Here is a 13,472-nt window from a genome sequence, read left to right as displayed (position 1 = left end):
GGCTCTTCCGCCGCCTTGGAGGACAACCACATGGCTGACAAGTCCATCACTAAGACCGAACTCGTTGCGAGCATTGCCAGCGCGACGGGGCAGAGCCAGTCCGCCGTGTCGGGCGTGCTCGACTCCCTCTTCTCCACCGTCTCCGAGGCGGTCGCCAAGGGCAGCAAGGTGTCGATCCCCGGCTGGCTCTCGTTCGAGCGGGTCGAGACGTCGGCGCGCACGGGCCGCAACCCGCAGACCGGTGCAGAGATCAAGATCCCTGCCGGCCAGCGGGTCAAGGTCACGGCGGGCTCGAAGCTGAAGGCCGCCGTCAAGTAGAGGCGATTGCGGCTCTAGGTCGAGGAGCCGCCGCAGGCGGCGTATCGAGACCTACAGCACGAGACCTACAGCACGAGAACGAGGGGGATGCCGCACCATGCGGCGTCCCCCTTCTGCATGCCGCCTAGGCTTAACCCGTGATCCCCACCACCGCTCCATCCGGCGTCACCGCGCCGCGCGGAGACGCGTCCCGCGCACTGCGGGTCGCCGGCCCGGTCATCCTCATCGTGGTCGCGGTCGCCGCGCTCGTCTGGGGCCTGATCATCGGCGGCGGTGCGGCCCCGTTCGCGATCGGCGACCCGGGTCCGATCGTGCGGTGGGGTCTGCCGACCGCGACGCTGGCGGTCAATCTGTCTGCCGCGGGCATGGTCGGCGCCCTGGTGACGGCGCTGTTCGCCCTGAAGGCGGGCGAGCGGGAGTTCGACGCGGCGTTGGATCTGGCATCCATCGCGGCGGCCGTCTTCACCGTGGCAGCGGCATCCACCGGGTTCTTGACGTTCGTCAACACGTTCAACCCGGCCTTCGGGCTGGGCCCCGAGTTCGGAGCGCAGCTGGGCCGGTTCCTGGTGGAGACCGAAGCTGGACGCACGTGGCTGATCACTGCGATCGCCGGCGCCGCGATCACGGTGCTGACCTTCGCGGTCCGGTCCTGGACCCCGACCGTGCTCGTGGCGATCCTCGCCATCGCCGCACTCGTGCCGATGGGCACGCAGGGCCACTCCGGCGAGGAGGCGAACCACGGTGCCGCCGTCATGGCGCTCGTGCTGCACATCATCGCCGCGGCGGTGTGGCTCGGGGGGCTGCTGCTCATGGTGGTGATCCGGCCGCTGACCAACCGGGACACCCTGGCCGACGCGTTGGCCCGCTACTCCACCTTCGCGCTGGCGGCGTTCGTCGTGGTCGCGATCTCGGGCACTGTGCGTGCGGTCATCGGCGTCGGAGCGTGGGAGAACCTCGCTTCGCCGTACGGCGTGATCCTGCTGGCGAAGGTCAGCGCACTGCTCGTTCTCGGCGTTCTCGGGGCCTGGTACCGCAGACAGCTCATCGGCAGGATGCGCGAGGATGCCGCGGCCCGCCGATTCTGGGGGCTCATTGCCCTGGAACTGGCGTTCATGGGGCTGGCCAGTGGCGCCGCGGTGGCTCTGGCCCGAACGGCGCCGCCCACGACGTCGAACCTCCCGTCGGTGCGGACACCCGCTGAGATCCTCACCGGCGCGCCGTTGCCGCCCGAACTGTCACTGGACCGCTGGGTCACGTCCTGGAACCTGGACCTGCTGTGGGCGTTCGCGGCCGGATTCGGCATCTTCCTGTATCTCGCCGGCGCGCTGCGCCTCCGTCGCCGCGGCGACGGCTGGCCGATCTACCGCACCGTGCTGTGGGTGGCCGGCCTGCTGCTGCTGTTCTGGGTCACCTGCGGCCCGATCAACGCCTACGGCGAGTACCTCTTCAGCGTGCACATGGTGGGTCACATGCTGCTGACCATGGCGATCCCCGTGCTCCTGGTCGCCGGCGCCCCGGTGACCCTCGCCGCCCGCGCCATCCGCAAGCGCACCGACGGCACGCGCGGGGGGCGCGAGTGGATCCTGTGGGCCGTGCACACACCACTCGCGCGGATACTCACCCACCCCTTCGTCGCGGCCGGCCTGTTCGTCGGCTCGCTCTGGGTCTTCTACTTCACCGACCTGTTCCGCTGGTCGCTGTACGACCATCTCGGGCACGAGTGGATGACCGCGCACTTCCTGATCACCGGCTACGTGTTCGTCCTCTCGCTGATCGGCATCGATCCCGTCGCCTACCGGCTGCCGTACGCGGGCCGGCTGGTGACCCTCATCGCCGTCATGGCGATCCACGCGTTCTTCGGGATCGCCATCATGATGCAGTCGGGCCTGATGATCGCGGAGTGGTTCGGCGCGATGGGCCGCACCTGGGGCGCGACACCGCTCGAGGACCAGTACATCGGCGGTGGCGTCGCCTGGTCGATCGGCGAGCTGCCCACGCTGATCCTGGCGATCACGGTGGCCATCCAGTGGAGTCGCAGCGATGAGCGTGCGCAGCGCAGCGCGGACCGCCATGCCGACCGCACCGGCGACGCCGAGCTCGAGGCCTACAACGCCCAGCTCGCCGCGCTCGCCGAGCGGGACGCACGCGGCTGAACCGGCCGCCGCGCTCCGGTATCCCTCATGGGGTGCCGGGGGCGGTCACCGTGATCGAGGCGGAACCGTCCGGCTGCACCGCGATCGTCCCCGTGACGACGAACGGGACGTCTTCGGCCACGTCGCGCACCGAGCCGTCGAACAGAGAGCGGATCTCGACCTCGATGTGAGCGACGGCGTCGGCGGCCGGGATCGCCCAGCGGGCGCCGTCGGGAACGACCGTGACGGTGGGCTGGGCGGCGATCGACCAGGTCGGGGGCGAGACGATGCGATCCTGCACGACGAAGCCGAACGGGCACCCGGTGGGCTGCAGCACGTCCTGCGTCGCGCATCCGGAGAGGAACTCCTCGACCTTCTCCTGGACGATCTGCACGAATTCCTCGGTCGCCAGCGCCTGCACCTGGACCGGAACCATCGCGAACGGACTGTCGGAGAGGACCGCCACGCCCCGGGTCGCCGAGATCGCGGTATCGACCGATACGGAGTAGATGCCCGGCGAGAAGACCAGCAGCGACATCGGCGCCTGCGGATCCGCCGCGGCGCCGTCGGGCGAGACCTGGCGCTTGTCGATCGTGAAGCCGTTGACGTCGAAGGTCATCGAACCCTGCACGGAGAGGTCCATGAGGGCGAGCGGGCTGGTCGCGAAGCGCCACGTCGGCAGTCCGACGGAGTCGACGCGCTGCACCTCGAACGTGGTGGTGCCGGGAAAGGCGCCCGCTTGGTACCGAACGGTGACCAGCACGATGCCGTCCTCGCGCGTCTCCTCCGACACGATCTCGATGTCCGTGAGCGTGGCCAGCGCGTCGCGGCGCAGCAGCGCGTCGGAGGCGGCCGACGGGAGCCCGGCGGCCTCGAGCTGCGCGGAATCGACGGCGACGCCCGGTACGGCCAAGGCGTCGGCGGCGCTGCCTTCGGCGAGCATTCCCAGGTAGCGTTCCACGAACGCCGTCGGGCTGTAGAACTCGCGGTACAGCGATGCGGATGCCGCGACGACCGCCGCGATCAGCAGCACGCCCACGATCCCGAGCAGCACGAGATCCCCCACGAGGCGGGAACGCCTGCGCGGCGCGGCGGCGCCACGAGCCGCGCCATCCGGCGCCACCGCTGCCCGCGCGGATGCCGGCTTCGTCGCCGTGCCGCGTGCGTCCGTGTCCACGCCCTCAGTCTAGGAAGCCGCGGCTGGGAGAAAGCGGATGCCGTCATCCCGCGCCACGCGGCTACGCCCGGCCACAGCATCCACTGGTTAGCATGAATCGGTGATCACACCTCCGCTCTCGCCCGAGCAGGAGGCCCTCTACCGCCTCATCGAGGACACGCGGGAGCATGTCTTCGTGACCGGGCGCGCCGGCACCGGCAAGTCGACCCTGCTGCAGCACCTGGCGTGGAACACGTCCAAGCAGATCGCCGTGTGTGCGCCGACCGGGGTTGCGGCGCTCAACGTGGAGGGTCAGACCATCCACTCGCTGTTCCGCCTGCCGATCGGACTGATCGCGGGCAACCAGATCGACCAGACCGACACGACCCGCAAGATCCTCAACGCGATCGACACGCTCGTGATCGACGAGATCTCGATGGTCAACGCCGACCTCATGGACGGGATCGACAGGTCCCTGCGCCAGGCGCGCGGTCGCCGGGCCGAGCCGTTCGGCGGCGTGCAGGTGGTGATGTTCGGCGATCCCTATCAGCTGGCCCCGGTGCCCCCGCGCGGGGACGAGGCGCACTACATCCGCGACCACTACCGGTCGTTCTGGTTCTTCGACGCGAAGGTCTGGGTCGGCAGCGTCGCCGGCGACGGGATCATGGACATCGGGCAGTATGGCGCCGACCTGCACATCCGTGAGTTGATCGACATCCATCGCCAAGCGGATCCCGCGTTCAAGGCCATGCTCAACGCGGTTCGGCACGGCCGCGTGACCGCCGACATCGCTCAGGTGCTCAACGACACGGGAGCCCGCACCCCGCCCGATCCCGCCGACGGCGAGCATCCGATCATCACGCTGGCCACGCGCAACGACATCGTCAACAACATCAACCGCCGGCACCTGGCCGAGCTCGTCGGCCGGGAGCAGACCGCCAGCGCCCAGATCAGCGGAGACTTCGGGCGCGGGGATGCCTCGTATCCGGCCGATGCGGACCTGAAACTGAAGGTCGGCGCCCAGGTGATGTTCCTGCGCAACGACACCGGCTCGTACGGCGAGCCGCCGCGCTGGGTCAACGGCACGATCGGCACGGTGACCCGGATCGCCGGTGGCACGGTGCGGGTCGAGGTCGAAGGAAAGGAATTCGACGTCGAGCCGGCCGTGTGGGAGAGGTTCCGCTACGCGTACGACCCGGGCTCGAAGTCCCTCACCCGCGAGATCGTCGCCGAGTTCACGCAGTTCCCGCTGCGACTGGCGTGGGCGGTCACGATCCACAAGTCGCAGGGCAAGACCTATGAGCGGGCGGTCGTCGACCTCGGATCGGGCGCCTTCGCGCCGGGCCAGACCTACGTGGCTCTCAGCCGGCTGACCTCGCTCGAGGGACTGTACCTGTCGCGGCCGCTGCGGCCGAGCGACATCCGCGTGGATCCCGACGTGCAGCGGTTCATGTCGAGCCGGGACGGGTCGATGCGCGCATAGCGCGTTGCGCGTCCGCGGTTCAAGGTCGAGGAGGCCGCGCGCGGCCGTATCGAGAACCCGATGACGGCGTGCCTCGCCGCGGCATCCCGAGCCCTCTTCCCGCGGTGGGGCGGGGTGGGGCGCTCAGGCGACCTGCGACTGCGCCTTCGCGGTCGCGAGGTCTTCGAAGACCTCGGTGTTCATCCGGTAGGCGAGCAGCACTTCATCGATGACGCGTGCCTGCTCGGCGGCATCCCACGGTGCGGCATCCAACTGTCGGCGGTAGACGTCCTTGAACGCGCTGGGGTCGGCGATGTCGTCGAAGACGTAGAAGCCGATGCCGTTCGTCTCGAAGCCGAATCGGCGGGCCATCAGCCGGCCGATGAACTGACCGCCCGACAGGTCGCCCAGGTAGCGCGTGTAGTGGTGCGCGACGAATCCCCCCGCCCACGTCCTGCCCACGAGGTCGATGCGCTCGACGTAGCGACGTGTCGTGGGCAGCGGTGAGATCTGCTCGCGCCAGTCAGGGCCGATGAGGAACTCGAGGTCTGCCTCCAGCGCGGGCAGCCGCGTCAGTTTGTCGCTGATGAACACGGATGCCACCGGATCGCGCCGCATGCGCTCGGCGGCGCGCTCCAGGGCGTCGTACATGTACCAGTGCTGGACGACGAGCGCGATGTAGTCCTCGCGGGTGCCGTCGCCCTTCATGAGGTCGGACATGAATCCGGCCCCCTCGCTGCTGGAGTGGGCGGCACCCGAACGCTCGCGCAGCGCGGTGGAAAACGGGATCAGATCGCTCATGCTCCACATTCTAGGTGCAAGTAAGGTTCGCCTAACTTCCTGTCCTTGCGGCGCGCGCGGGGCGCTCAGGCGTGCGGTCGGGGCTCGACTCCCAGCCTCCGGCACGATTCGTCGTACAGTGCGACGATCTCGCGCCGCACGTCGCGCCGTTCGGTGATCGGCCCGCCCGGCCAGGGAACGCGGACGATCGTCTCCTCGCCGGTGGCCAGACGGGCCCGCCACTGACCGGCGTCCCCGTCGAAGCCGATCATCGTCGCGCTGACCACGTCCGTGGCGGGGGAGTAGGCCCGAGCGATGAGAAGATTGTCGTCGTCGTGATCGCCGTTCATGTGGGAGAGGACACCCGCCAGAGCAGCGTCGTCGAATCGATGGGTCATCCGTCCAGCCTACGGATGGCGTTGACGGGTACATCGCCGTGGTGTGTTTGAATTCATTGCAGAGACCGGGGGGTGAGGAATGCGGGCTCGACCGACAAGACGGCGTGCGGCGCTCGCGTTCGCGTCCGCCGTCGCGCTCTCGCTGGTGGCCACTGCGTGCGCTCCCGACGCGCATGTCGAGATCGACGTGCCTTCGCAGGTCGCCGCGGCACTCCCGGACGAGACGGTCCAGCAGCTGCAGGATGCCGTGACCCACGCGATGACCGCCGCCGGGGCGTCCGGTGCGATCGTCGGCGTCTGGGCGCCGTGGAGCGGTGAGCTCGTCACCGGGCTGGGAGTCGAGTCGCCGGCCGGCACCGAGCCGGTCACCGCCGACATGGAGTTCCGCGTGGCACAGCTCACACGCCCGATGATCTGCGACGTGCTCTACGCTGTCGCCGACGAGGGCGCCGTGCGACTGGATGACCCGGTGGCAGACTGGGTCTCCGGCTTTCCCGATCTCACGGACATCACCCTCGATCAGCTCTGCGACAGCACGTCCGGCATCGGGTCGTACAGCTCGCAGCTCGCCGGGATGTTCCTGTCGAACCCGGCACGTGTGTGGAATCCCCGCGAGCTTGCCAGCTATGGCATCGGACAGCCGCGCGGGGGTGAACCCGGCTCCGCATACCGCGACTCCGACGCCGGGTACGTGATCCTCGGCGTCGCCCTCGAACGAGCCACCGGTCGGAGCGCCGCACAGCTGCTCGCCGAGTACGTCTTCGATCCGCTGGATCTGACGCAGACGCGCTTGCCCGGCGGTGCTGCCGCGCCCCCGTCCGCGGAGGCCGTGCTGACCGGTCATCACTCGATGCGCGACGCGGCGGGCGTGATGAACTGCGCCGAGCCGCTCGAGATCACCTCGCTCTCGGCGAGCAGCGGCTTCACCGACTCGGGTGTGGTCTCCAACATCGCCGACGTCGGCCGCTACGTGCAGGGCCTTGCCTCCGGAGCGCTTCTGCCGCCGGGCGCGGACCGCTTCGAGCAGCCCCTCGCCGTCTACGCCGACGCCCCGTCCTGGTACACGACCCGCGGCGGCGCCATGCAGGCGGGTTCTCTCGTCGGGCAGTCCGGCTCGGTCCCCGGCTACGCCATGGCAGCGTTCTCCGACCCGAATTCGGGTCTGACGGTCGCGGTCGTCCTGAACAACTCGGCCGTCGGCGGTGGGTTCACGCAGTACCTGGCGTGGGAGCTCGCCGCGATCGCCTCGAAGGCTCCCGCCGCGGCAGGGGCCACTGCCCCCGACGCCGGGTTGCCGTGGACTGCGCAGCAGTACCACGACCTGATCGCGGCATCCGCGATCTGCTCCGCACCTCCTGCGTGAGCCCAGCGTGGTGACGTCCCGGGCCGGAACGACGCCCGCGATCGTCCTGGTGGTCGTCGGTCTGGCCTGCCAGGAAGTGGGGGCCTCCCTCGCCGTGCTGCTGTTTCCGCAGGTCGGACCACTGGGCATGGTCATGCTCCGCCTGGTCTTCTCGGCGGCGCTGCTCCTCCTGATCGCCCGACCGCGGCTGGGCGGGCATACGCGCGAGGGTTGGCTCGCCGTCCTGGGTTTCGGCGTGGTGCTGGCCGTCATGAACGGCCTGTTCTACCTCGCGCTCGAACGTCTGCCCCTCGGCGTCACCGTGACGATCGAAGTGCTGGGACCGCTGGTCCTGTCCATCGTCGCCAGCAGGCGGCTGTCGGCCTGGCTGTGGGCTCTGCTCGCGCTGCTCGGAGTCATCGCGCTCGGCGGCGGCGGGTGGGACCGCCTCGATCCGATCGGGGTTCTGTTCGCCCTCGGCGCGGCGGCGAGCTGGGCGTTCTACATCCTGGCCTCGGTGCGCGTCGGACGCGAGTTCCCGAAGCTCGACGGGCTGGCGCTGGCGATGACCGCCGGAGCGCTCATCGCACTGCCCTTCGGCATCGCGTCGGCGGGGGCTGCGCTCCTGCGCCCGGACCTGCTCGCACTCGGTGCGGCCGTCGCGATCCTCTCGTCCACCATCCCGTACGCCTTCGAGCTGGTCGCGCTGCGCAGGCTGCCGGCCGCGGCATTCGCGATCCTGATGAGCCTCGCACCGGCCACCGCGTCCCTCGCCGGCTGGCTGCTGCTCGGGCAGGAACTGGTCTGGCTCGAGATCTTCGGCATCGCGCTGGTCATCACGGCCAGCGTCGGCGCCGTGCGGTCGGCGAGCAAGGCGGCCAGAGAAGCGGCGGCGGCCCGGGATGCTGCGGCCCCTCGACCCGATCAGCAGCCGACCCTGGGTTTCCGTCAAGAACCCGAGGAGCCGTTCGCCGAGCCACTGGCCTGACGGCGGTCCGCGCGGCCGGGCCGCCGCGACACGCATGGCGCCGATGGAAGGCGCGCGCGTAGCCTGGTGGCCAGAGTGCTCCCGCGCCGCACCCGGAGAGGAACGACATGTGTCGCTGGCTCGCGTATCGAGGCGAACCCCTCCAGCCGTCCCTGCTGATCCTGGACGCGCAGCATTCGCTGGTCGCCCAGTCGCTGAACTCGCCACTGGGTGCCGAGACCGTCAACGGCGATGGATTCGGGCTCGGCTGGTATCCCGCCGATGCAGAGGCCGGCGGCATCCCCGCCGTTTTCCGCAGTATCGAGCCGGCCTGGTACGACCAGAACCTGCGCGAGATCAGCCGGGCGGTGCGCAGCCCGCTGTTCTTCGGTCATGTGCGCGCGGCCGGCGGGCCGCCTATTCAGCAGAGCAACTGCCATCCGTTCCGCTATGAGAACTGGCTGTTCATGCACAACGGATTCCTGTCGGAGTTCGACAGGGTCAAGCGCGACCTGACGTTCGCGATCGACCCGTCGCTGTACCCGCACGTTCGCGGCACGACTGACTCCGAGGTGCTGTTCCACCTCGCTTTGACCTTCGGGCTGCGCGAGGACCCGGTGCCGGCGATGGAGCGGGCCGTCCGCCTGGTCGAGTCGGTCGGCCGGGAACACGGCGTGACGTACCCCATGCAGGGGACCATGGCCGTCTCAGACGGCCAGACGCTGTGGGCATTCCGCTACTCGTCGCAGGGTAAGTCGCGCTCGCTGTTCCATTCGGTCGACATCCCCACCCTGCGGGAGATGTATCCGGACATCGAGCGATTCCGGATCTTCGACGACAACGCGCACGTCGTGGTGTCGGAGCCGCTGAACGACCTGCCCGGGTCGTTCGTCGAGGTGCCCGAGTCGACCGTGCACATCCTGGATGCCGGTGGCTACCACCATCGGCCGTTCCTCGCTGCGGCGTGACGCGGGCTGGGCCGGCAGTACGCGCTCGCGGCACGTGAAGCGTCTCGCGGCGCGTGGTGTGGGACGGGCCGCGAGCATCAAGGCGGGCCGCGATGTCATCGCCTCGCGCGGGAGGCTTCGTCGGTCGCCCCGGGCCCCCGGCGTTCGTAGCTGCGGCGTGACGCGGGCTGGGCCGGCGGTGCTCGCTCGCGGCACGTGAAGCGTCTCGCGGCGCGTGGTGTGGGACGGGCCGCGAGCACCAAGGCGGGCCGCGATGTCATCGCCCCGCACGGATGACTCGTCGGTCGCCCCGGGCCCCCGGCGTTCGAAGCTGGGGCGTGACGCGGGCTGGGCGGGCGGAGCATCAAGGCGGGCCGCGACGTCATCGCCTCGCACGGGAGGCTTCGCCGGCGTCAGACCGGCCGATTGCCGGCTCCCTCGTCCCCGAATCGGAGCTGGCCCAGCGGGCCGGAATGCCGCGCAGGAACCACTACCCGCCGCGCGCGGGCGTGCTATTGCGGCTTGCTGGCGATCCCGTCCAGCCAGAGGACGTCCGACTCATCACGGTGGACCCCGTCAGTGCCGACGTGCTTGGTGCTGATGACCGGCCCCTTCTGAATCACGTGCACGAGGGCCATTCCATGACCGCGTCCCAGGTCGTAGTCCTCATGGAGCCAAGCGAGGATCTCCCCGGCACGGACGGTGGGAGCGTCCAAACCGCGTTCGTGCGCAATCTCGAGGAACTGCCGCGGTGTGAGGCCCGTCTTCTTCTCGATGGTGTCCAAGTACGCCTGGAACGACATTGTTGTCCTCTCGGATGATCTTCGTGTCGGTACCGAACGGTACCCGCAAAATCAAGACGATTGCTCGCCGTGCCCGATGCTGGCCTGGCCGCGCAGCAGTTTGCGGGCACGCTCCTGTGGATCCCGGGCAAGCAGACCATCCCGAATGAGCCCAAAACTTCTCACTAATGCTTGACTCTAGAGGCTTCCTATAGTGAAATAGCCCCATGCCTCACGCGATGAAGCGTTCACGGACCGAGAAGACCGCCGACAACAGACGACGGATGCTGGATGCCGCGTTGGACTCGTTCGTGCAGTCGGGCTACCACGGCGCAACCATGGCGGCCATAGCAAAGCGCGCGGCTGTCGCGGAGCCCACGATGTACTTCACCTTCCACAGCAAGGCGGAGCTCCTGCAGGAAGTGCTCGCGCACGTCAGCGCCACGGCAGACGAACCGGCGATGATCGAGCGTCGGCCGTGGTTCCTGGCGATTCTCGACGAGCCCGATGCCCGTCGCATGGTCGCTCTGGTCGTCGAACACGGCACGAATGTCCTCCAGAGCCTCGCCCCGTTGGAGCCGACGATGCGGCAGGCGGCCGCGATCGACCCGGCCGCCGCGGGCGTCTTCGCCGACATCGACCACCGGCGCCGGGAGGCTTTCACGCGTATCGTCACGGCCGCCGGTCTGCGCGCGCCGCTAGCGCTTCCCATCCCTCGCGCCGTCGACATCATCGATGTCGTACAGAGCGCTCCGACGTTCAACGCATACCGGGCCCGCGGCTGGCAGCTCGTGGAATTCAAAGCATGGAGCTTTCACGTGCTCACCGAATGCCTGCTGCCTCTGCCGACTCGAGCCGCGACGAGAGCCGCTGATGCGGCCGCCACCGTCGGGGTCACCTTCAGTGACCTCGTCGAACGCGACGGACAGGCCGCCGCTACCTGAAGAAGGAGAAGCAGCATGATCACCTACGTCAAGACCCGACGCGTCAACCGCAGCGCAGAAGCTGCTTTCGATGTCATCGGAACGCATGTCTTCGAGAATCATCCGCGGTGGGAAGCTGAAGTCGTCGCAATACGACGTCTCGACGACGGCCCAGCGGGAGTGGGCGGCCGGGCCGTGATGGTCCGGTCCGAGCACGGGCGAACGAGCGAGACGGCATACTCGATCACCGAGTTCGACCCTCCGCGGCGGATCGCGTTCGACCATCCCGGATCGCCGCTGGGCTTCGCGCTCTCGACGACGATCACACCGGTGTCGTCGACATCCTGCGACGTCACCACGCGAGTCACCATGCAACCGCGCGGCTGGGTACGGCTGCTTGAGCCCCTCCTCCGACTCGGCTCAGCTCGCCGCGGAGATCGACTGACGTCAGAGCAGGCGCGGGTCATCGAGCAGTCCACTTCGGCAGTATCCACGATCGATTCAAAGGAGCCGGAGCAATGACCGCGACTGGTCGGCGCGGCGACCGCCCGAAAGCCGACCGGGGCACCGGAAGGGGGGTGCTGCACGTCAATCCGGCCATCAGTCTCCAGCCTGCCGTCCCGATGATCTATCTGGCGGCCGCGGCGGAGCCGCGCGTGGAGTACAGCTGGGCGACTCCGGAGTATGCCGCCCGATATCCCGGTGTCCTGCAGACGTTCGTGGACCGCTTCGCGCCGGCGAACTCCGCAGTGTGGATTCCCCACACTTCATGGAGGCGGCGATTCCCGAGGAGGTCGCCGACACCGTGCGAGAGGTGGCGGACATGGCGTCCGCGGACTGACGCAGCCCTACCGGCACAGCCCTTCGTCGCTGCGGGAACCGCGTGAACGTGAGACGGCGATTAGGCGGCGTCGGTGCGAAGGGCCAGCATCTTCCTATGCGATCTCCCGGGAAGGTCCTCCTGCGACTGTGGCGCCGGCTGAGCCCGCTGCCCGGCGGCACCTGGCTCTTCTCCCTGATCTTCGGCTGGCGCGTGCCCTATTCGCGGTCGGTGCGCCCGCACATCCGCGTACTCGCGCCAGGTCACGCCGAGGTCGAAATCCCGGACCGGCGCGCCAACCGGCAGCACCTTGGCTCTGTCCACGCCGTGGCGCTCGTTAACGTCGCGGAGCAGGCCAGTGGTCTCGCGCTGCTGACGGACCTTCCCGACGGCACCCGAGGCATCGTCTCCGCGATGTCGGTGCAGTACTTCAAGAAGGCGCGTGGCTCCATCCGCGCGGTGTGTCATGTCACCGCGCCCGCGGTCACAGGGGACACGGATTTCGACGTCACTGCTGACTGCATCGACCGCAGCGGCGAGGTCGTGGCTCGAGCCACCGTGCGCTGGCGGCTCGGCTTACAGGGCTGATCCTCGCGGCCGCGGTTGTCCTCATCCCGGTCAGGGAACGCGGACCCCGGCAAACGTCGTGCGCGAGCGAAGCGCGAAGCCGAGACGCTCGTATGCCGCGATCGCTCCGACATTCGTCGCCGCCGCGTGCATGAGCGCACGGTCTCCCCGCTGCTGGATGTGGAACGCGGCATCCAGCACGAGCCGTGATGCCAGCCCCTGCCGCCGGTACGCATCGTCGGTGGAGACCGCACTGATCTCTGTCCAGCCAGCCGGGTGCAGGCGCTCGCCCGCCATCGCCACGAGACGCCCTTCGCGACGGAATCCGATGTAGCGCCCGAGTTCATGCGTGCGCGGCAGGAAGGGGCCAGGCTGGTTGCGTTCGACCAGCGCGAGCATCTCCGGCACGTCGGCCACCCCGAGGAGGACAGTTTCTGGGTCCGGTACCGGGTGGAGCGCGTCGGTCTCGACGAGCTGCACTCCTTCGCCGCGCCACAATTCCTCCCAGCCATCGGGGAAATCGGGCACACCGCCGGACAGACCGATCTCCGCCCCGTGTCCGACCAGGTCGATCAGTGAATCCCATACCCGCGCATCATCCCAACTCCGCACCGCCACGAAGGGGGCGACGTCGGACTGGTAGCGGCGCACCAGGTCATCACCCTCCGCGAAGCGCGCGTGGGGACCGGACAGCGCGTGCCAGGCGGCATTGTCGAGCACGGTGGCATCGTGATGAGGGGATAGGACTTCTGTCATGTCTGGCGTGCTCCGGTTCGCTGTTGCCCGCCGGCTGGCTGCGTGATCGGGTTCCGCGATGATCCGGACAGGCCACTGTGGCAACGACGGCGGTCGACGCGGCATTCCGCGTCGTGCGATCC

The 13,472-nt window shown here is 69.0% G+C and carries 14 protein-coding genes; 9 read left to right on the top strand and 5 right to left on the bottom strand.

The features are described 5' to 3' along the window. The first annotated feature begins 30 nt into the window (after positions 1 to 30). Both ABD655_RS01470 and ABD655_RS01465 read left to right on the top strand, forming a co-directional pair. Positions 31 to 318, top strand: coding sequence for an HU family DNA-binding protein (locus tag ABD655_RS01470; RefSeq protein WP_257501011.1), 288 nt, complete (start codon positions 31 to 33; stop codon positions 316 to 318). 140 nt (positions 319 to 458) lie between these two features. Beyond that, a complete protein-coding gene (locus ABD655_RS01465; RefSeq protein WP_378720995.1) occupies positions 459 to 2,471 on the top strand; it encodes a bifunctional copper resistance protein CopD/cytochrome c oxidase assembly protein in 2,013 nt (670 codons plus the stop codon). 25 nt (positions 2,472 to 2,496) lie between these two features. Here the strand turns inward: ABD655_RS01465 and ABD655_RS01460 are convergent, their stop codons facing one another. After that, a complete protein-coding gene (locus ABD655_RS01460) occupies positions 2,497 to 3,627 on the bottom strand; it encodes a hypothetical protein (protein ID WP_344710939.1) in 1,131 nt (376 codons plus the stop codon). Positions 3,628 to 3,727: 100 nt separating this feature from the next. Here ABD655_RS01460 and ABD655_RS01455 point away from each other — a divergent pair, with 100 nt between their 5' ends. Beyond that, positions 3,728 to 5,089, top strand: coding sequence for an ATP-dependent DNA helicase (locus ABD655_RS01455; protein ID WP_344710936.1), 1,362 nt, complete (start codon positions 3,728 to 3,730; stop codon positions 5,087 to 5,089). Between the two features lie 123 nt (positions 5,090 to 5,212). Here ABD655_RS01455 and ABD655_RS01450 read toward each other — a convergent pair whose 3' ends face one another. Beyond that, on the bottom strand, positions 5,213 to 5,869 hold the full coding sequence (locus ABD655_RS01450) for a biliverdin-producing heme oxygenase (protein ID WP_344710932.1): 657 nt from the start codon (positions 5,867 to 5,869) through the stop codon (positions 5,213 to 5,215). Positions 5,870 to 5,934: 65 nt separating this feature from the next. Then, entirely contained in the window at positions 5,935 to 6,246 is a 312-nt protein-coding gene (locus tag ABD655_RS01445) for a DUF2470 domain-containing protein (protein ID WP_344710930.1), read from the bottom strand. Between the two features lie 145 nt (positions 6,247 to 6,391). Between ABD655_RS01445 and ABD655_RS01440 the strand changes: the two genes are divergently transcribed. From ABD655_RS01440 to ABD655_RS01430, 3 genes are all read left to right on the top strand, one after another. After that, positions 6,392 to 7,609, top strand: coding sequence for a serine hydrolase domain-containing protein (locus ABD655_RS01440; protein WP_344710928.1), 1,218 nt, complete (start codon positions 6,392 to 6,394; stop codon positions 7,607 to 7,609). 7 nt (positions 7,610 to 7,616) lie between these two features. After that, on the top strand, positions 7,617 to 8,576 hold the full coding sequence (locus ABD655_RS01435; protein ID WP_378720784.1) for an EamA family transporter: 960 nt from the start codon (positions 7,617 to 7,619) through the stop codon (positions 8,574 to 8,576). A 107-nt stretch (positions 8,577 to 8,683) separates the two neighbouring features. Beyond that, positions 8,684 to 9,523 (top strand): class II glutamine amidotransferase, encoded by an 840-nt coding sequence (locus ABD655_RS01430; protein ID WP_344710926.1) that lies wholly within the window; start codon positions 8,684 to 8,686, stop codon positions 9,521 to 9,523. A gap of 491 nt (positions 9,524 to 10,014) precedes the next feature. On the opposite strand, the gene ABD655_RS01425 is transcribed toward ABD655_RS01430, so the two are convergent. Further along, positions 10,015 to 10,305 carry a DUF4287 domain-containing protein gene (locus tag ABD655_RS01425; protein WP_344710924.1) on the bottom strand — a complete coding sequence of 97 codons (291 nt, stop codon included), beginning with the start codon at positions 10,303 to 10,305 and terminating at the stop codon, positions 10,015 to 10,017. A gap of 218 nt (positions 10,306 to 10,523) precedes the next feature. Here ABD655_RS01425 and ABD655_RS01420 point away from each other — a divergent pair, with 218 nt between their 5' ends. From ABD655_RS01420 to ABD655_RS01410, 3 genes are all read left to right on the top strand, one after another. Continuing rightward, positions 10,524 to 11,228: a TetR/AcrR family transcriptional regulator gene (locus tag ABD655_RS01420; protein ID WP_344710922.1), complete on the top strand. Its 705-nt coding sequence runs from the start codon at positions 10,524 to 10,526 to the stop codon at positions 11,226 to 11,228. Positions 11,229 to 11,243: 15 nt separating this feature from the next. After that, the gene (locus ABD655_RS01415; protein ID WP_344710919.1) at positions 11,244 to 11,729 is read left to right on the top strand and encodes an SRPBCC family protein; all 486 of its coding nucleotides are present in this window, start codon (positions 11,244 to 11,246) and stop codon (positions 11,727 to 11,729) included. A gap of 415 nt (positions 11,730 to 12,144) precedes the next feature. Beyond that, entirely contained in the window at positions 12,145 to 12,615 is a 471-nt protein-coding gene (locus tag ABD655_RS01410) for a hotdog fold domain-containing protein (protein WP_344710917.1), read from the top strand. 30 nt (positions 12,616 to 12,645) lie between these two features. On the opposite strand, the gene ABD655_RS01405 is transcribed toward ABD655_RS01410, so the two are convergent. After that, positions 12,646 to 13,350 carry a GNAT family N-acetyltransferase gene (locus tag ABD655_RS01405; RefSeq protein ID WP_344710915.1) on the bottom strand — a complete coding sequence of 235 codons (705 nt, stop codon included), beginning with the start codon at positions 13,348 to 13,350 and terminating at the stop codon, positions 12,646 to 12,648. Positions 13,351 to 13,472: the final 122 nt, after the last annotated feature.

The organism is Microbacterium terregens (assembly GCF_039534975.1).
Classification (GTDB): Bacteria; Actinomycetota; Actinomycetes; order Actinomycetales; family Microbacteriaceae; genus Microbacterium; species Microbacterium terregens.
This window is presented reverse-complemented; position numbering and strand designations above follow the sequence as displayed.